Here is an 18,017-nt window from a genome sequence, read left to right on the forward strand (position 1 = left end):
CTGGCGTCGAGTGTCCGTAGCAACGCTACTCGCGGGCTATTTCGTTCCCGGATCCGACTCCGTGCCGGACTCGGTCTCGTCATTCTCTGCGGCGGCCCTCTCGGCAGCGGCCTTCTCGCGGGCCGCGCGATCCGCGGCCGCGTAGGGGTCGGTCACCCGGCCGCCGCTGGCCGCCGCGATCTGGGGGAGCCGGCCGAAGGTGACCACGGGCAGGCTCACCTCGCGGCCGTCGGTCAGGTCGGCGCGCGCCCATCCGCGCTTGGGGAAGCGGAAGCCCTTGATCTGGCGCCACTCGATGTTCTCGGTGGAGAACATCCGGCGCAGGCGCAGTCCCTCGGCGGTGACCGTGGTCCGTACCCGCAGCATCCACCAGGCGACCGCGACCGGGATCAGCAGCAGGAGCAGAAGGGGGACCGGCTTGGTGAGCACGACCGGGCTCAGGCAGATCGCCAGCAGGCCAACCGCGAGGAGTCCGAGCTTCGAGATGTGTATGGACTGCTCGATCGGTTCGGCGGTGTGCGAGGATGAGTTCGGTGGCACGGGCTGCGATGAGGATGACACCGCACCATCCTTGCATTGCGGTCAGCGCTTCTCACATTCTGGGACAGCCGACTCACCAAGTTGACTGTTCACCCTTGACGCGCCTACCTTCGAGCGCGTGAAGCAGAATGAGTTGCTCGTAATCGGCCGGCGCGTCGCCGCCTGAGTCGATTTCGTCAACTCACAAGCACGACGCGCCACCCTCGTACAGCAAGATTGCTGACGGGGGTTTTTTCTTGCCCGGAGCCAGCTTGAACCGTCAAGACCAGAGGATTATGCAGTGAGCGCACCAACCGCACGGCCGCAGCCCACGCCGCGCAAGTCGGGGGGAACGGGTCAGCCCAGCCCCGCGGCAGCGCCGGCCGCCCAACCCGGTACCCGCCGTCAAGTCGCCCCCGAGCGAGTGACCGGCGCCCAGTCCGTGGTTCGGGCCCTCGAGGAGCTCGAGGTCGACACTGTATTCGGCATCCCCGGCGGCGCCGTTCTGCCCGTCTACGACCCGCTCTTCGACTCGAAGAAGGTTCGGCACGTCCTCGTCCGGCACGAGCAGGGAGCCGGACACGCCGCGACCGGATACGCCCAGGCCACCGGCAAGGTCGGCGTCTGCATGGCGACCTCCGGCCCCGGCGCCACCAACCTGGTGACCCCGATCGCCGACGCGCAGATGGACTCGGTCCCGATCGTCGCGATCACCGGCCAGGTCGGTCGCAGCCTGATCGGCACCGACGCCTTCCAGGAGGCCGACATCTCCGGCATCACCATGCCGGTGACCAAGCACAACTTCCTGATCACCGACGGCGCTGACATCCCGCGGATCATGGCGGAGGCCTTCTACCTGGCGGCCTCCGGTCGTCCCGGTGCCGTCCTCGTCGACATCCCGAAGGACGTGCTGCAGGCGCAGACCACGTTCTCGTGGCCGCCGGAGATGCACCTGCCCGGCTACCGCCCGGTGAGCAAGCCGCACGGTAAGCAGGTCCGCGAGGCGGCCCGGCTGATCGCCGAGTCGAAGGCGCCGGTGCTCTACGTCGGTGGCGGTGTCATCAAGGCCGACGCGTCCGCCGAGCTGCTCGAGCTCGCGGAACTGACCGGCATCCCCGTCGTGACGACGCTGATGGCCCGCGGCGCGTTCCCCGACAGCCACCAGCTGCACTGCGGCATGCCGGGTATGCACGGCACCGTCGCGGCGGTCGGCGCGCTGCAGAAGAGCGACCTGCTGATCACCCTCGGCGCGCGTTTCGACGACCGGGTGACCGGTCAGCTCGACTCGTTCGCACCCGACGCCAAGGTCATCCACGCCGACATCGACCCGGCCGAGATCGGTAAGAACCGGTACGCGGACGTCCCGATCGTCGGTGACTGCGGCGAGGTGATCACCGAGCTGATCGAGGCGATCAAGGCGGATCAGGCCACCGGGACCACCCTCGACTACGTCGAGTGGTGGTCGTACCTGGACGGTCTGCGCGACACCTACCCGCTGGCCTACGGCAAGCCGTCGGACGGCGCGCTGTCCCCTGAGTACGTGATCGAGGCGGTCGGCAGGCTCGCGGGCCCGGACGCGATCTACTGCGCGGGCGTCGGCCAGCACCAGATGTGGGCGGCGCAGTTCGTCAAGTACGAGAAGCCGCGCACCTGGCTCAACTCCGGCGGCCTCGGCACCATGGGTTACGCGGTGCCAGCCGCGATGGGCGCCAAGATGGGCATGCCGGACAAGGAAGTCTGGGCCATCGACGGTGACGGCTGCTTCCAGATGACCAACCAGGAGCTCGCGACCTGCGCGGTCGAGGGCGTGCCGATCAAGGTCGCGCTGGTCAACAACGGCAACCTCGGCATGGTGCGGCAGTGGCAGACGCTGTTCTACGACCAGCGCTACTCCAACACCAACCTCGGCACCCACGGCGCGATCCGGATCCCGGACTTCGTCAAGCTCGCCGAGGCGTTGGGCTGCCACGGCATCCGCGTCGAGCGCGAGGAGGACGTCGAGGCTGCGATCCGCGAGGCGCAGTCCATCAACGACAAGCCGGTGGTGATCGACTTCATCGTCGGCGCCGACGCCCAGGTGTGGCCGATGGTGGCCGCGGGCACCAGCAACGACGAGATCCAGGCGGCGCGGGGCATCCGGCCGTTGTTCGACGACGACGAGGCCGTCAACGAGCCCGCCGTCATCCACGAGGCCATGGAGCGCGAGCAGCAGTCCGGCCAGGCCGCTGCCGCCGCAAGGGAGGACAACCAGTGAGCACCAGCCACACCCTCAGCGTTCTCGTCGAGGACAAGCCGGGAGTGTTGGCCAGGGTGGCCGCGCTGTTCTCGCGCAGGGGCTTCAACATCGAGTCCCTCGCGGTCGGGGGGACCGAACTCCCCGACGTTTCCCGCATGACCATCGTCGTGACCGTCGACGAGTTCCCGCTCGAGCAGGTGACCAAGCAGCTCAACAAGCTGATCAACGTGCTCAAGATCGTCGAGCAGGACACCGAGGCCTCGGTGGCCCGCGAGCTCGTGCTGATCAAGGTGCGGGCCGACGCCAGCGTTCGGACGCAGGTCCTCGAGACGGTGAACCTGTTCCGCGCCAAGGTGATCGACGTCTCGCCCGAGTCGGTGACCATCGAGGCGACCGGCACCCGGTCGAAGCTCGACGCGCTGCTGCGGATGCTCGATCCCTACGGGATCCGGGAGATCGTGCAGTCCGGTGTCGTGGCTGTCGGCCGTGGGCCGAAGTCCATCACCGCGGCCCGCTAGTACTTTCTATTCACGAATCAAGTCTTCAGATAACCGAGGAGAGGTAATACCAGTGGCAGTCGAGATGTTCTACGACGATGACGCCGACCTGTCGATCATCCAGGGCCGCAAGGTCGCTGTGATCGGCTACGGCAGCCAGGGACACGCGCATTCGCTCAGCCTGCGTGATTCGGGCGTCGATGTGCGCATCGGCCTGAAGGAGGGTTCGAAGTCTCGGGCCAAGGCCGAGGAGCAGGGCCTGACCGTCGGCACGCCCGCCGAGGTCGCCGAGTGGGCAGACGTGATCATGGTGCTGGCACCCGACACCGCGCAGGCGTCGATCTTCACCAACGACATCGAGCCGAACCTCAAGGACGGCGACGCGCTGTTCTTCGGGCACGGCCTGAACATCCACTTCGACCTGATCAAGGCCCCGGAGTTCGTCACCGTCGGCATGGTCGCCCCGAAGGGCCCCGGCCACCTGGTGCGCCGTCAGTTCGTCGACGGCAAGGGCGTTCCCGCCCTCATCGCCGTCGACCAGGACCCGAAGGGCGAGGGCCAGGCCCTGGCGCTGTCCTACGCCAAGGCGATCGGTGGCACCCGCGCCGGCGTCATCAAGACCACCTTCAAGGAAGAGACCGAGACGGACCTCTTCGGCGAGCAGGCCGTGCTCTGCGGCGGCACCGAGGAGCTCGTCAAGACGGGCTTCGAGGTCATGGTCGAGGCCGGCTACGCGCCCGAGATGGCGTACTTCGAGGTTCTGCACGAGCTCAAGCTGATCGTCGACCTCATGTACGAGGGCGGCATCGCGCGCATGAACTACTCGGTGTCCGACACCGCCGAGTTCGGTGGCTACCTCTCCGGCCCGCGCGTCATCGACGCAGGCACCAAGGACCGCATGAAGGCGATCCTGGCCGACATCCAGTCCGGCGAGTTCACCCGTCGGCTGGTCGCCAACGTCGAGAACGGCAACACCGAGCTCGAGGGCCTGCGCAAGGCCAACGCCGAGCACCCGATCGAGGTCACCGGCAAGAAGCTGCGCGACCTGATGAGCTGGGTCGATCGCCCGATCACCGAAACCGCTTAGGCGGCTGCGCCACCCGTGAGTCCTTTTGGTCCCGTAGGGGGCCGAAAAGACTCACGGGGCGCGAAGCGCATTTCGGGGCCCGATGTCACCCCGTGACAGTGCAGACTGTCACGGAGGGCATCGGGCCCTTGCGTTGTCCGGGGTAGGTGATGGATGGCACGACAATCGTCCCTTGGGTCATGGCTTCCTGGTGTCGAGGTCGCCCGCCGATACGAGCGGTCCTGGTTGCGCCCCGACCTCACCGCCGGGGTCGCGCTCACCGCGCTGCTGATCCCCGCGGGCATGGGGTACGCCGAGGCGGCAGGCCTGCCCCCGGAGACCGGCCTATACGCCACCATCGTGCCGCTGCTCGTCTACGCACTGGTCGGGCCCTCGAAGATCCTGGTGCTCGGCCCCGATTCCTCGCTCGCCCCGATCATCGGCGCGGCCGTACTGCCGCTCGCCGCAGGAGATCCTGACCGGGCCGTCGCCCTCGCCGGACTGCTCGCGATCCTGATGGGCCTGATCCTGGTCGCCGGTGGCCTGCTGAACCTGGGCTTCGTCACGGACCTGCTGTCCAAACCGATTCGGCTCGGCTACCTCAACGGCATCGCCCTTGTCGTGGTCGTCAGCCAGATACCGAAGCTGCTCGGCTTCTCCGTCGACGGCGTCAACCTCATCGACGAGGCCCGCAACACCGTTGTCGCGATCGCCGACGGCGAGATCGACCCGACCGCCGCCGCGTTCGGCATCGGGGGCATCGCGGTCATCCTGGCCTTCAAGCTGCTGCACAGCCGCATCCCCGGTGTGCTGGTCGCGGTGGTTGGCGCGATCATCCTGGCCTACGTCCTGGGTCTGCAGGACGACCTCCCGATGGTCGGCGCGCTGCCGCAGGGCCTGCCTGCACCCGCGCTCGGTGGGCTGGCCTGGTCCGACGTCGCCGACCTGATCGTCCCGGCCGCGGGCATCGCGCTGATCGCGTTCGCCGACACCGGGGTGCTCTCGCGCACCTTCGCGGCGCGGCGCGGCGAGAGTGTCAACGGCAGCATCGAGATGCGCGCGATCGGGACCGCCAACGTGGCCAGCGGGCTGCTCGGCGGATTCCCGATGTCCGCGAGCTCCTCGCGCACCCCGGTCGCCGAACAGAACGGTGCCAAGACCCAGCTCGTCGGGGTGGTCGGTGCGCTGGCCATCGTGCTGTTCATCCTCGTCGCGCCCGGCGTCACCGGTTACCTGCCGTCGGCGGTGCTGGCGTCGGTGGTGATCGTGGCGGCGACCTCGCTGGTGGACGTCCGCGGGATGGTGGCGATGTGGCGGATGAGCAAGGTGGAGGCGTCCCTGGCGATCGCCGCGTTCCTCGGCGTCGCGCTGGTCGGGGTGCTGGAGGGCATCGTGGTGGCGATCGCCCTGTCCTTCGTGGCCGTCGTCGTGCACGCGTGGCAGCCGTACCGTGCGGAACTGGTGGTGGTACCCGACCTCGACGGCTACCACGACCTCGCCAGGCACCCCGAGGGCCACCGGATCCCGGGCCTGGTCATCGCGCGGTTCGACGCACAGCTCTTCTTCGCGAACGGTGCGCTGTTCGATGACTACGTGCGGGGGCTCGTCACCGACGCGCCCGATCCGGTCCGATGGGTGGTGATCGCCTCGGAGCCGTTGACCGGGCTCGACACCACGGCGGTGGACGAACTGGTGGAGCTCGACCAGTACCTGGACAGCCACGGGGTGCGACTGGTCTTCGCCGAGATGAAGGGACCGGTGAAGGATCGGCTGATCCTGTTCGGGGTCGGCGACCGTTTCGGCCACGACAGGTTCTATCCGACCCTCGACGCCGCGGTGGAGGCGTTCGAGGCCGGCCGCTCCGGCTGAGTGATCCGTCCCACGAGGTGTCCACTATCTGGTATCGGCGCACCCAGGGTGCCGAAACCCGGGGGCCCGCACACTAAGCTGTCTTCGGTCACGGCCTCACGTGGGCGCCCGAGGCGGCGCCGGGCCGCGGACGATCCGCCCGACACCTAACACAGGAGTTCACTCGTGAGCCAGCCAGGCCGTCCCGTTGTTCTGATCGCAGACAAGCTCGCGCCGTCCACGGTCGAGGCGCTCGGCGATGGCGTGGAAGTGCGCTGGGTCGACGGTCCCGACCGTCCCGCCCTGCTGGCCGCCGTCCCCGAGGCCGACGCGATCCTGGTCCGCTCGGCGACCACCGTCGACGCGGACGTCCTCGCCGCGGGCACCAAGCTGAAGATCGTCGGCCGTGCAGGCGTCGGCCTGGACAACGTCGACATCCCGGCCGCCACCGAGCGCGGCGTGATGGTCGTCAACGCGCCGACCTCGAACATCCACACCGCAGCCGAGCACGCCGTCGCCCTGCTGCTGGCCACCGCGCGCCAGATCCCGGCCGCCGACCGCACCCTCCGCGAGAAGACCTGGAAGCGTTCGAGCTTCAACGGCACCGAGATCCTCGGCAAGACGGTCGGCGTCGTCGGCCTCGGCCGGATCGGGCAGCTGTTCGCGCAGCGCCTCGCGGCGTTCGAGACCCACGTCATCGCGTACGACCCCTACCTGCCCGCGGCCCGCGCCGCGCAGCTCGGCATCGAGCTCGTCGACATCGACGAGCTGGTCAAGCGCTCGGACTTCATCTCCGTGCACCTGCCGAAGACCAAGGAGACCGCCGGCCTGATCAACGCCGAGCGTCTCGCCACTGCCAAGGACGGGCTGATCATCGTCAACGCCGCCCGCGGCGGCCTGATCGACGAGGATGCGCTGTACGACGCGCTCGTCTCCGGCAAGGTCCGCGCCGCGGGCCTGGACGTGTTCAACACCGAGCCGTGCACCGACTCGAAGCTGTTCGACCTCGACAACGTCGTCGTCACCCCGCACCTCGGCGCGTCCACCTCGGAGGCCCAGGACCGCGCGGGCACCGACGTCGCCAAGAGCGTGCTGCTCGCGCTGGCGGGCGAGTTCGTGCCCGAGGCCGTCAACGTCTCCGGTGGCCCGGTCGGCGAGGAGGTCGCGCCGTGGCTCGACCTGGTCCGCAAGCTCGGTCTGCTCGCGGGCACCCTCTCCCCGGAGGCCGTGCAGAACATCCAGGTCATCGTCAGCGGTGAGCTGTCGGCGGAGAACGTCGAGATCCTCGGCCTTGCCGCGCTGCGCGGACTCTTCTCGGCCAGCAGCGACGAGCCGGTCACCTTCGTCAACGCGCCCGCGCTCGCCGAGCAGCGTGGCGTGAGCGTCGAGGTCGACAAGCACAGCGAGGCGCTCACGCACCGCAGCGCGGTCGAGGTGCGGGCCGTCGCGGCCGACGGCACCGTCACCGCCGTCGCGGGCGCGCTGACCGGCCTGCAGCAGATCGAGAAGATCGTCAACGTCAACGGTCGCAGCTTCGACCTGCGCGCCGAGGGCCACAACATCGTCGTGCACTACCAGGATCGTCCGGGCGTGCTCGGCACCCTCGGCACTGTGCTCGGCAACGCAGGCATCGACATCCAGGCCGCGGCGTTGAGCCAGGACGTGGAGGGCGAGGGCGCCACCGTCATCCTGCGCGTGGACCGCGTGGTCGGCGATGCCGAGGTCGCGGAGGTCGTCGCCCAGCTCGACGCCCGCGTGGCCCAGGTCGACCTGTCCTGATTTCGTCTCTGCGAGGAAGTGGGTAAGTACATGAAGCTTGCAGTCATTCCCGGCGACGGCATCGGGGTCGAGGTCACGGCAGAGGCGCTCAAGGTGCTGCGCAAGTTGGTCCCCGACCTGCAGACCACCGAGTACGACCTCGGTGCGACGCGCTACAACGCGACCGGTGAACTGCTGCCGGACGCGGAGCTCGCGCAGATTCGCGAGCACGACGCGATCCTGCTCGGCGCGATCGGCGACCCGCGCCTGGTCGGCCCCGGCATCCTCGAGCGTGGCCTGCTGCTGAACATGCGGTTCCAGCTCGATCACCATGTGAACCTGCGTCCGTCGCGGCTGTACCCGGGCGCGACGTCGCCGCTGGCAGCCAACCCGGACATCGATTTCGTGGTGGTGCGCGAGGGCACCGAGGGCCCGTACACCGGCAACGGCGGCGCCATCCGCGTCGGGACGCCGCACGAGATCGCCACCGAGGTGTCGATCAACACGTGGTTCGGTGCCGAGCGCGTCGTCCGCTACGCCTTCGAGCTGGCGCAGACGCGGCGCAAGCACCTCACGCTGATCCACAAGACCAACGTGCTCTCCAACGCGGGCGCGATCTGGTCTCGTGCGGTGGAGACCGTCGGTGCCGAGTACCCGGACGTCGAGACCGCGTACTGCCACATCGACGCCGCCACCATCTACATGGTCAGCGACCCGTCGCGCTTCGACGTGATCGTCACCGACAACCTGTTCGGCGACATCATCACCGACCTGGCAGGCGCGGTCACCGGTGGTATCGGTCTCTCGGCGTCCGGCAACATCGACGCCTCGGGCACCAACCCGTCGATGTTCGAGCCCGTGCACGGCTCGGCTCCTGACATCGCGGGTAAGGGCATCGCCGATCCCACCGCCGCGATCCTGTCGGTGGCACTGATGCTGCGTCACCTCGGGCGCGAGGAGGATGCGGCCCGCGTCGAGCAGGCCGTCGAGGCCGATCTCGCGGCCCGCGGTGACGGTCCGATCAAGACCTCCGAGGTCGGCGACCGCATCGCCGCGAGCCTCTAGGCTCGGCGAAAACTCCGTAGTAGCACTCCGCCCGCGAACCGAAAGGTTCGCGGGCGGAGTGCGTTCGGGGTTGGTTCACGTCGATGTCGGCGGGTCGGCGGGGACCAGCGGGGCGGCGGCCAGCGGTAGCGCGGCGGCGAGCGCGAAGGCGGCAGGAAAGCCGAGAGTCCCGATCACCGCGCCGAACACCGGCGGCACGAACGCGGCAACCAGGAACTGGCCGGTGTTCTGGGCGCCGAGGGCCCTGCCGCTCCAATACGGGCCCGCGATCTCCGCAACCGCGGTGAAGGCGAGTCCGTTGTCGGCCACCGTGATCACCGAGGCCACCACCATCAGGGCGACGGAGATCGGCGAGTCGAGCCAGTCCGTGATCGCCAGCGCCGCCATGGACAGCGCCGCGGCGACCGCGACGGTCCGCAGCGGGCCCATCCGGCTGCCGACCCGGTCCGACCAGATCCCCGCGCCGATCCGGCCAAGCGCGCCCAGCAGCTGGGTCGCGGTGATGAGGATGCCCGCCGACGCCGCCGACCAGTGCTGGTCGGTGATCAGCCAGACCGGGACGAAGGTCCACACCAGGTACTGCGGCACCACCAGCACCGCGGAGACCGAGTGGATTCGCCACAGCACGCTCTGGTTCCGGTACGGGTTGGCCAACAGGCCCTGCGACGACGCGGCCGCGCGGCTGGGTCGCGGTGGGTCGACCACGAACACCAGGCAGGCCAGTGCGGCGACCGCGCAGATGATCGCGGGCACGGCCAGCGCCCAGCCGATCCCGTGGTCGGCGGCCAGGTTCGGGACGGTCAGCGCGGCCACCGCAACCCCGAGGGGCAGTGCCATCTGGCGCACGCCCATCGCGAATCCGCGCCGGTGCGGCGGGAACCAGCCCACCACAACCCGCCCGCTGGCGGCGTTGGCACTCGAGGCGGCCACACCGCCGAGGAACAGGAACACCCCCAGTGCCAGGAAGGACGCGCTCAGTGCGGCGGCCGCGGCAGTCGCGAGGGCGGCGGCGCCGAGTCCGATGGCCAGCACCCGGCGTTCGCCGATCCGGTCGACCACCACACCCCACGCGAACAGGCTGACGAGGAAGCCGACCGTCGGGGCGGCCGCGATCAGCCCGGCGCGGGCCAGGCTCATGCCCTGCGCGTCGTGCAGGGTCGGGATGAGGAAGGCGGGCGCGTTGGCGAATACGCCGCCCGCAGCCTGGGCGAGGACACCGAGGCCGAGCATGGACCACCGCCTGGGCGCGGTGATCTGCGGATCCTGTCTGTTCTGTTCCTGAACACTCATGCAAGCCGTCCCAAGATGTGGAATGAGAATCTTATACAATGGAATTTGAGATCGAGTGTATCGCGCCGTTCCCGGCCGCGCGCCACGGGCGGACGCGGGGGTCCGGTGGCGGCCGATAGACTGCCGCCATGCGTCTAGGTCGAATCGCCAGCCCCGATGGGGTCGCCTTTGTTTCCATCGAAGGGGAGGGTGACGCGCAGACCGCGAAGGAGATCGCCGAGCATCCGTTCGGCAACCCGACATTCACCGGCAGGAGCTGGCCGCTCGCCGATGTCCGGCTGCTCGCGCCGATCCTGGCCAGCAAGGTGATCTGCATCGGCAAGAACTATGCGGCGCACGCGGCCGAGATGGGCTCCGAGGCGCCCGAGGATCCGGTGATCTTCCTCAAGCCGAACACCTCGATCATCGGCCCCGGCGTGCCGATCATGTTGCCGCCCAGCTCGAATGAGGTGCACTACGAGGGCGAGCTCGCGATCGTCATCGGGCGTCCCTGCAAGGACGTGCCCGCCGCGAAGGCGCTCGACGTGGTGCTCGGATACACCGCCGCGAACGATGTGTCCGCGCGCGATCAACAGCGCCAGGACGGTCAGTGGACCAGGGCCAAGGGGCACGACACGTTCTGCCCACTCGGCCCGTGGATCGAGACCACCCTCGACGCCTCAGATCTCGAGATCAAGACGGATGTCGATGGTGAGGTCAAGCAGCGCAGCCGGACTTCGCTTCTGCTGCACGACATTCCGAAGATCATCGAGTGGGTCTCCGCGGTGATGACGCTGCTCCCCGGTGACGTCATCCTGACCGGCACCCCCGAGGGGGTCGGTCCGATCGTTGCGGGCGACACCGTGAGCGTCACCATCGAGGGGATCGGTACCCTCGCCAACCCGGTGGCCGCCAAGGGCTGAGTCCGGCGGCGTTGCGACGGTCGGTGGTCACTGCCGGGCCGGGTGGGGGCGGGGAAGACTAGCCTGTAGGGGACCGATTCCCCCCTCCGACCCAAGTGAGCCATGACCTCCAGCGAAGTGCGTGTTCGTTTCTGTCCCTCGCCGACCGGCACGCCCCATGTCGGGCTGATCCGTACGGCCCTGTTCAACTGGGCCTATGCCCGGCACCACGGCGGCAAGTTCGTCTTCCGTGTCGAGGACACCGACGCCGCGAGGGACTCGGAGGAGTCCTACCAGGCGATCCTCGACGCGCTGAACTGGCTCGGCCTGACCTGGGACGAGGGTCCCGAGGTCGGCGGCCCGTACGCGCCGTACCGCCAGTCGCAGCGACGAGACCTGCACCTCGAGGTCGTCGCGAAGCTGCTGGCGGCGGGGGAGGCCTACGAGTCCTTCTCCACCCCCGAGGAGGTCGAGGAGCGGCACAAGGCGGCCGGCCGTGACCCCAAGCTCGGGTACGACAATTTCGATCGCGATCTGACCGCCGAGCAGCGTCAGGCGTACCTCGACGAGGGGCGTAAGCCCGTCGTGCGGTTGCGGATGCCCGACCACGACCTGACCTGGAACGACCTGGTTCGCGGCGAGACCACCTTCAAGGCGGGCACGGTGCCCGATTTCGCGCTCACCCGGGGCAACGGCATCCCGCTGTACACCCTGGTGAACCCCGTGGATGACGCGCTGATGAAGATCACTCACGTGCTGCGTGGCGAGGACCTGCTGTCGTCGACGCCGCGCCAGCTGGCCCTCTACGAGGCGCTGCAGCGGATCGGCGTCGCGGAGCTCACCCCGGAGTTCGGTCACCTCCCGTTCGTGATGGGACAGGGCAACAAGAAGCTCTCGAAGCGCGACCCCGAGTCGAACCTGTTCATCCATCGGGACCGCGGCTTCATTCCCGAGGGCCTGCTCAACTACCTGGCCCTGCTCGGCTGGGGCATCGCGGACGATCGCGACGTGTTCTCGCTCACGGAGATGGTCGAGGCCTTCGACATCTCGAAGGTCAACTCCAATCCGGCGCGTTTCGACCAGAAGAAGGCCGACGCGATCAACGCCGAGCACATCCGGTTGCTCGACCCCGCCGATTTCACGGCGCGGCTGCGGGCGTTCCTGGCCGGTCACGGTCATCCCGTTGAGGCGCTTGACGAGGCCTCGTTCGCCGTCGCGGCCGAACTCGTGCAGACGCGCATCGTCGTCCTCGCCGATGCGTGGGATCTGCTCAAGTTCCTCTTCGTGGACGAGTCCGAGTTCGCGATCGATCCGGCCGCGGCCGCGAAGAACCTGGGCGCGGATTCCGCTCCCGTGCTCGACGCCACGATCGCCGCGCTCGAGGCGACGCCGAACTGGGCGAGCGCGGACCTGGAGGAGTCTCTCAAGGCCGCTCTCATCGATGGCCTGGAACTCAAGCCGCGCAAGGCCTTTGCGCCCGTGCGGGTCGCGGTGACCGGCTCACACATCAGCCCGCCGCTGTACGAGTCGATGGAGCTGCTCGGCAGGGAGAAGACGATGGCCCGGCTGCGCTCGGCACGCGCTCAGGTGGGTCAGTAGGAGTTCCTGTCGGCTGGCCAGGGGCAATTTCAGGCCCCTGACCAGCCGATTTGGAGAATGGCCCTAGGGCTTTGCTATTGTTCTCCTCGTCCGAAACGGAGAGCACAGCCGCAAGGTTGAGCGAGCCGCCGAGGTCATTGGGGTATGGTGTAATTGGCAACACAGCGGTTTCTGGTACCGCCATTCTAGGTTCGAGTCCTGGTACCCCAGCGGAGAGTTCAGACGATTTTGACTCTGAACTCCGGCCAGCTAAGCTAGCCGAGCTTCCACTGATGCGGAACTTCTCTCCGGAAGAGTTCCACAGCAGCGCAACAAATCAGTACAGCGTGTTCTTGGCCCCGTCGTCTAGCGGCCTAGGACGCCGCCCTCTCAAGGCGGTAGCGCGGGTTCGAATCCCGTCGGGGCTACAAATGAAGAAGACCCTCTGGCACATGCCAGGGGGTCTTTTCTTGTCTCCGGCAGATCGAACGGCGGCGCTCGAAAAAAGGCGCCCACCCGAGTCGGGTGAGCGCCTTCGCTCGAAACGGCTAGCCGCTCTTGCGGCGGAATTCTCGTTTGTGATCGGCGGGGCCGTGCGTGTGATGAATCTTCGAATCGCCGGCCGTGGCGGCCGTCGGGTTCGCGTTCTTGTGATTCTTGCGCTCTAGTGCCTCGCGGAACTGCTGCTTGATCTGATCGTTCTCGTTCTGATCCTTCGCGGAGTCAGTCACGGTGCGCTCCTCCCATTCTGTTTGGTCGCACCGTGACGGTACCGCCGCCGCCGCGGGAAGTCCCGCAGATTTCTGCGGTGGCGCTACTACAGGAAAGCCGCTGTGGTGCCACCCACGGGCATCTGGGGCAATCCGAGCTTGCGGTGATCCCAGGACCGGATGCGATCGATCTTCACCCGCACGGCGACCCGCTTGTTGAGCATCATCTCGATCGCCGGGTCCACGTCGGTGGAGTACGGGCCCGTGTAGCGCTCCCAGATGCTGACGCCGACCTGCCAGAGGGCGTCTCGGTCGTCGACGATCTCGGCGGTGCCCTCGATGGAGATGCCGCGCAGGGTGTCGTAGGTGTTGCCGTCCTCGATCATCACGGTGATCCGGTTGTCCCGGCGGAGGTTGACGGCCTTCTGTGATTTCGACTTCGTCTCGAACCAGATCTCGCCGTCGATCACGGCGTACCACATGGCGATCAGGTGCGGCGCGCCCTTCGCGCCGACCGTGGCCATGGTGGCGATCCGGCTGCGTTCGATGAACCCGGCGATCTCGTCGTCGTTCATCGTGATCTGGCTACGTTGGTTGGTGCCCACTGCGCTGTCCTCCCATGGGGATTGGAACCTGTTCTCGCATGCACTGTGCCATGGGCCACACATGTGACTGTGGCCATATGGGCCACATCGGATGCGAAGGCGGCTACAGACGTTTGTGGAGTGCGTCCGCGGCGGCGAGGAGATCGGCGGCCCAGCGGGCGCCGGGGCGCCTGCCCATTCGGTCGATCGGGCCCGAGACCGAGATCGCCGCGACCACGACGCCCGCGCCATCACGCACCGGCGCCGCGACGCTCGCCACGCCGGGTTCGCGTTCGGCGGCGCTCTGTGCCCAGCCACGCTTGCGCACCTCGAGCAGTGCCCGTTCGCTGAAGAGCGCGTCGGCCAGCACCGCCCGCTGGGTCTGCGGATCCGCCCATGCCAGTAGCACCTTGGCTCCCGAGCCTGCGGTCATCGGCAGCCGTGCGCCGACCAGTACGGTGTCCCGGAGGCCGGTGGGCGGCTCCATGGAGGCCACGCACACCCGCTGGGTGCCCTCCCTGCGGTACAGCTGCACACTCTCTCCGGTGATCTCGCGCAGTCGCGGCAGGATCATGGCGGCCGCCTCGAGGAGGCTGTCGTGTGCGGTCGGGGCCAGCTCAGCAAGGCCGGGGCCAGGGCGCCAGAGTCCGTCGCCGTCGCGGGCGAGGAGTCGGTGCACCTCGAGGCCGACCGCCAGTCGATGAGCCGTCGCCCGGGGCAGACCCGTGCGGGCGCACAGCTCTCCGAGATTGCAGGGCTGCTCCGCAACGGCGTGGAGAACGGTCATCGCCTTGTCGAGCACCCCGATCCCGCTCGAGGCGGGGGAGCCGCTATGCTGTCTCATAGGGCGATACTACCGTCTCGCATTCTGAGATGGAAATTCGGACGGCTTCGATCGGGCGTGATCGGGGAGATGATGGAAGTGGCGCACTCCAGGCCGTCCGATGTCCGGGACGCACTAGTCACACTGAGAGGTGGAGAACATGGTCAGTAGAAAGCGCACCCTGGCAGAGAAGGTGTGGGACGAGCATGTCGTCGTCCAGGGCGAGGGGGAGGGCGCATCGCGTAACCCGGACCTCATCTACATCGATCTGCACCTCATTCACGAAGTGACCAGTCCTCAAGCCTTCGACGGCCTTCGGTTGGCGGGCAGGCCATTGCGCCGCCCCGATCTCACGATCGCCACAGAGGACCACAACGTCCCGACGATCGACATCGACAAGCCGATCGCGGACCCGGTCTCCCGTATCCAGGTCGAGACCCTTCGTCGCAACTGCGAGGAGTTCGGTGTCCGCCTGCATCCGATGGGCGACCTCGACCAGGGCATCGTGCACGTCGTCGGTCCGCAGCTGGGCCTGACTCAGCCCGGCATGACCGTGGTGTGCGGCGACAGCCACACCTCCACGCATGGCGCCTTCGGTGCTCTCGCAATGGGAATCGGTACCAGCGAGGTCGAGCACGTGATGGCGACCCAGACGCTGTCGCTGCGCCCGTTCAAGACGATGGCGATCAACGTCGACGGCGAACTCCAGCCCGGGGTGACGAGCAAGGACGTCGTGCTCGCCGTCATCGCGAAGATCGGCACCGGCGGCGGCCAGGGCTATGTCCTGGAGTACCGCGGATCGGCCATCCGTCAAATGTCGATGGAAGCCCGAATGACGGTCTGCAACATGTCGATCGAGGCCGGTGCCCGCGCGGGCATGATCGCGCCCGACGAGATCACCTACGAGTTCATCAAGGGACGGCCGCACGCGCCGCAGGGCGCGGACTGGGATGCCGCCGTCGCCGCGTGGGAGCAGCTGAAGACCGACGAAGGTGCGACTTTCGACCAAGAGGTCTACATCGACGCGAACTCGCTGACCCCGTTCGTCACCTGGGGGACCAACCCGGCCCAGGGTGCGCCGCTCGGCGACTCGGTGCCGGATCCCACCCAGATGGTCGACGAGAGCGAACGCCAGGCCGCCGAGAAGGCGTTGACCTACATGGGCCTCACGGCAGGCACTCCGCTGCGTGAGATCGCCGTGGACACGGTCTTCGTCGGTTCCTGCACCAATGGCCGGATCGAGGATCTGCGGGCCGTGGCGGGCGTGCTGAAGGGTCGCAAGGTGGCCGAGGGCGTGCGGATGCTGGTCGTCCCCGGCTCGATGAGGGTTCGCGCGCAGGCCGAGAAGGAGGGCCTCGGTGAGATCTTCACCGCAGCGGGTGCGGAATGGCGGCAGGCGGGGTGCTCGATGTGTCTCGGCATGAATCCCGATCAGCTGTCCTCGGGTGAGCGCTCGGCATCGACTTCCAACCGGAATTTCGAAGGTAGGCAGGGCAAGGGCGGGCGGACCCATCTCGTCTCCCCGCTGGTTGCGGCGGCGACGGCGGTGCGAGGCACGCTCTCGGCGCCCGTGGACCTGGACTGAAGACCACCGGAACGACAGGAGTATTTGATGGAAGCCTTTACGACACACAAGGGAATCGGCGTCCCCCTGCGGCGCTCCAATGTCGACACCGACCAGATCATTCCGGCGGTCTACCTAAAGTCGGTCTCTCGTAGCGGTTTCGAGGAGGGCCTCTTCGCGGGCTGGCGGGCCGACCCCGAGTTCATCCTGAACATTCCGCCGTACGACAAGGGCTCGGTTCTCGTCGCGGGTCCGGACTTCGGCACCGGCTCGTCCCGTGAGCACGCGGTGTGGGCGCTATCGGACTACGGATTTCGCGTAGTGATCGCCTCTCGCTTCGCGGACATCTTCCGCGGCAACTCCGGCAAGGCCGGTCTGCTGGCCGCTCAGGTCGACCAGTCGGACGTCGAACTGCTCTGGAAGTTGCTTGAAGAGCAGCCCGGTCTCGAAATTGTTGTGGATCTCACGGAGCGCACGGTGACCGCAGGAACGCTGGTGGTGCGCTTCAACATTGATGACTACACGCGGTGGCGTCTGCTCGAGGGTCTGGACGATATCGGATTGACATTGCGGCAGGTAGATGCGATTTCGGAGTTCGAAAAGTCAAGGCCGTCATGGAAACCTGCCACCCTCCCGGCACGGGTTGCCGAGGGAAACTAATACGACCGACTAACGGGATTCAGGCACGAAAGAGGGTGCCACGCCTCTGAGAGGTACATGAGAATTGGCGTGGCACATAGACTCTTGCCCTTTTCCGGATTACCGTGTTTGCTAGTCGGTCCGACAATGGGCCATCAGTTTGCGGAGGACTTCCATGAACAAAGCAGAGCTCATTGACATCTTGACCGAACGGTTGGACTCGGATCGCCGTACGGCAACCGATGCGGTCGAGCACATCGTCGACACCATCGTGCGCGCCGTGCACAGGGGCGAGAGCGTCACGATCACCGGCTTCGGCGTCTTCGAGCAGCGTCGCCGTGCGGCCCGCGTCGCGCGCAACCCGCGCACCGGCGAGACCGTCAAGGTCAAGCCGACCTCGGTGCCTGCGTTCCGTCCGGGCGCCCAGTTCAAGGCCGTGATCGCCGGTAGCCAGAAGCTTCCGGCCAGCGGACCCGCGGTCAAGCGTGGCTCGGCTGCCGCGGCACCTGCGAAGAAGGCAGCGGCGAAGAAGACCGCAGCGAAGAAGGTTGCGGCCAAGAAGGCGGCGCCCGCGAAGAAGGCTCCGGCCAAGAAGGTCGTGGCGAAGAAGGCGGCACCGGCCAAGAAGGCGGTCGTGGCGAAGAAGGCGGCGCCCGCGAAGAAGGCTCCGGCCAAGAAGGTCGTGGCGAAGAAGGCGGCACCGGCCAAGAAGGCGGTCGTGGCGAAGAAGGCGGCACCGGCCAAGAAGGCGGTCGTGGCGAAGAAGGCGGCACCCGCGAAGAAGGCTCCGGCCAAGAAGGCTCCGGCCAAGAAGGTCGTCGCGAAGAAGGCAGCTCCGGCGAAGAAGGCTCCGGCCAAGAAGGCGCCGGCCAAGAAGGCGCCCGCTCGCAAGAAGTAGGCACGACCGACTACTCGTGCCCCGCACGAGATCGAGGGCGGCGACGGGAAACCGTCGCCGC

The 18,017-nt window shown here is 67.7% G+C and carries 16 protein-coding genes and 2 tRNA genes; 13 read left to right on the top strand and 5 right to left on the bottom strand.

The window, feature by feature from the left end; genetic code table 11:
• Positions 1–36: 36 nt before the first annotated feature.
• Positions 37–561 (bottom strand): PH domain-containing protein, encoded by a 525-nt coding sequence (locus tag JOE46_RS26890; protein WP_257017719.1) that lies wholly within the window; start codon positions 559–561, stop codon positions 37–39.
• A gap of 259 nt (positions 562–820) precedes the next feature.
• Between JOE46_RS26890 and JOE46_RS00710 the strand changes: the two genes are divergently transcribed.
• From JOE46_RS00710 to JOE46_RS00735, 6 genes are all read left to right on the top strand, one after another.
• Entirely contained in the window at positions 821–2,773 is a 1,953-nt protein-coding gene (locus tag JOE46_RS00710; protein ID WP_097213570.1) for an acetolactate synthase large subunit, read from the top strand.
• Complete coding sequence (gene ilvN / locus JOE46_RS00715; protein WP_027499209.1) at positions 2,770–3,273, top strand: acetolactate synthase small subunit; 504 nt, start codon at positions 2,770–2,772, stop codon at positions 3,271–3,273. Before JOE46_RS00710 ends, ilvN begins: the two co-directional genes overlap by 4 nt.
• 64 nt (positions 3,274–3,337) lie before the next feature.
• Positions 3,338–4,339, top strand: coding sequence for a ketol-acid reductoisomerase (gene ilvC, locus JOE46_RS00720; RefSeq protein ID WP_179800683.1), 1,002 nt, complete (start codon positions 3,338–3,340; stop codon positions 4,337–4,339).
• A 153-nt stretch (positions 4,340–4,492) separates the two neighbouring features.
• Positions 4,493–6,187, top strand: a complete 1,695-nt coding sequence (locus JOE46_RS00725) for a SulP family inorganic anion transporter (protein WP_097213569.1) — start codon at positions 4,493–4,495, stop codon at positions 6,185–6,187.
• A 165-nt stretch (positions 6,188–6,352) separates the two neighbouring features.
• Positions 6,353–7,945, top strand: coding sequence for a phosphoglycerate dehydrogenase (gene serA, locus JOE46_RS00730; protein ID WP_097213568.1), 1,593 nt, complete (start codon positions 6,353–6,355; stop codon positions 7,943–7,945).
• A gap of 30 nt (positions 7,946–7,975) precedes the next feature.
• Positions 7,976–8,989: a 3-isopropylmalate dehydrogenase gene (locus tag JOE46_RS00735; RefSeq protein WP_077041169.1), complete on the top strand. Its 1,014-nt coding sequence runs from the start codon at positions 7,976–7,978 to the stop codon at positions 8,987–8,989.
• A gap of 75 nt (positions 8,990–9,064) precedes the next feature.
• Here the strand turns inward: JOE46_RS00735 and JOE46_RS00740 are convergent, their stop codons facing one another.
• Positions 9,065–10,279 (bottom strand): MFS transporter, encoded by a 1,215-nt coding sequence (locus JOE46_RS00740; protein ID WP_181320864.1) that lies wholly within the window; start codon positions 10,277–10,279, stop codon positions 9,065–9,067.
• Positions 10,280–10,407: 128 nt separating this feature from the next.
• Between JOE46_RS00740 and JOE46_RS00745 the strand changes: the two genes are divergently transcribed.
• From JOE46_RS00745 to JOE46_RS00760, 4 genes are all read left to right on the top strand, one after another.
• Positions 10,408–11,181, top strand: coding sequence for a fumarylacetoacetate hydrolase family protein (locus tag JOE46_RS00745; protein ID WP_097213567.1), 774 nt, complete (start codon positions 10,408–10,410; stop codon positions 11,179–11,181).
• 102 nt (positions 11,182–11,283) lie between these two features.
• Positions 11,284–12,759 (top strand): glutamate--tRNA ligase, encoded by a 1,476-nt coding sequence (gltX, locus tag JOE46_RS00750; protein WP_097213566.1) that lies wholly within the window; start codon positions 11,284–11,286, stop codon positions 12,757–12,759.
• Positions 12,760–12,897: 138 nt separating this feature from the next.
• Positions 12,898–12,969, top strand: a tRNA-Gln gene (locus tag JOE46_RS00755).
• Between the two features lie 124 nt (positions 12,970–13,093).
• A tRNA-Glu gene (locus JOE46_RS00760) sits at positions 13,094–13,166 on the top strand.
• A gap of 120 nt (positions 13,167–13,286) precedes the next feature.
• Here JOE46_RS00760 and JOE46_RS00765 read toward each other — a convergent pair.
• From JOE46_RS00765 to JOE46_RS00775, 3 genes are all read right to left on the bottom strand, one after another.
• Positions 13,287–13,469 carry a DUF5302 domain-containing protein gene (locus JOE46_RS00765; RefSeq protein WP_077041171.1) on the bottom strand — a complete coding sequence of 61 codons (183 nt, stop codon included), beginning with the start codon at positions 13,467–13,469 and terminating at the stop codon, positions 13,287–13,289.
• 86 nt (positions 13,470–13,555) lie between these two features.
• Complete coding sequence (locus tag JOE46_RS00770; RefSeq protein ID WP_097213565.1) at positions 13,556–14,053, bottom strand: pyridoxamine 5'-phosphate oxidase family protein; 498 nt, start codon at positions 14,051–14,053, stop codon at positions 13,556–13,558.
• Positions 14,054–14,156: 103 nt separating this feature from the next.
• On the bottom strand, positions 14,157–14,876 hold the full coding sequence (locus JOE46_RS00775) for an IclR family transcriptional regulator (RefSeq protein ID WP_097213564.1): 720 nt from the start codon (positions 14,874–14,876) through the stop codon (positions 14,157–14,159).
• A 139-nt stretch (positions 14,877–15,015) separates the two neighbouring features.
• On the opposite strand from JOE46_RS00775, the gene leuC reads away from it, so the two are divergent.
• From leuC to JOE46_RS00790, 3 genes are all read left to right on the top strand, one after another.
• On the top strand, positions 15,016–16,440 hold the full coding sequence (gene leuC, locus JOE46_RS00780) for a 3-isopropylmalate dehydratase large subunit (RefSeq protein WP_179800677.1): 1,425 nt from the start codon (positions 15,016–15,018) through the stop codon (positions 16,438–16,440).
• A 27-nt stretch (positions 16,441–16,467) separates the two neighbouring features.
• Positions 16,468–17,079, top strand: coding sequence for a 3-isopropylmalate dehydratase small subunit (leuD, locus tag JOE46_RS00785; RefSeq protein WP_097213562.1), 612 nt, complete (start codon positions 16,468–16,470; stop codon positions 17,077–17,079).
• Between the two features lie 154 nt (positions 17,080–17,233).
• Entirely contained in the window at positions 17,234–17,956 is a 723-nt protein-coding gene (locus JOE46_RS00790) for an HU family DNA-binding protein (RefSeq protein WP_209925890.1), read from the top strand.
• The last annotated feature ends 61 nt before the right edge of the window (positions 17,957–18,017 follow it).

The organism is Rhodococcus sp. PvR099 (assembly GCF_017833315.1).
In the GTDB taxonomy this organism is placed as follows: Bacteria; Actinomycetota; Actinomycetes; order Mycobacteriales; family Mycobacteriaceae; genus Rhodococcus_G; species Rhodococcus_G oryzae.

Excerpts from the sequence above, each read along its gene's own strand:
- ilvC (WP_179800683.1), top strand. The coding sequence starts at position 3,338 with ATGTTCTACGACGATGACGCCGACCTGTCGATCATCCAGGGCCGCAAG.
- JOE46_RS00725 (WP_097213569.1), top strand. The coding sequence starts at position 4,493 with ATGGCACGACAATCGTCCCTTGGGTCATGGCTTCCTGGTGTCGAGGTC.
- JOE46_RS00735 (WP_077041169.1), top strand. The coding sequence starts at position 7,976 with ATGAAGCTTGCAGTCATTCCCGGCGACGGCATCGGGGTCGAGGTCACG.
- JOE46_RS00740 (WP_181320864.1), bottom strand. The coding sequence starts at position 10,279 with ATGAGTGTTCAGGAACAGAACAGACAGGATCCGCAGATCACCGCGCCC.
- JOE46_RS00745 (WP_097213567.1), top strand. The coding sequence starts at position 10,408 with ATGCGTCTAGGTCGAATCGCCAGCCCCGATGGGGTCGCCTTTGTTTCC.
- gltX (WP_097213566.1), top strand. The coding sequence starts at position 11,284 with ATGACCTCCAGCGAAGTGCGTGTTCGTTTCTGTCCCTCGCCGACCGGC.
- JOE46_RS00775 (WP_097213564.1), bottom strand. The coding sequence starts at position 14,876 with ATGAGACAGCATAGCGGCTCCCCCGCCTCGAGCGGGATCGGGGTGCTC.
- leuC (WP_179800677.1), top strand. The coding sequence starts at position 15,016 with ATGGTCAGTAGAAAGCGCACCCTGGCAGAGAAGGTGTGGGACGAGCAT.
- leuD (WP_097213562.1), top strand. The coding sequence starts at position 16,468 with ATGGAAGCCTTTACGACACACAAGGGAATCGGCGTCCCCCTGCGGCGC.
- JOE46_RS00790 (WP_209925890.1), top strand. The coding sequence starts at position 17,234 with ATGAACAAAGCAGAGCTCATTGACATCTTGACCGAACGGTTGGACTCG.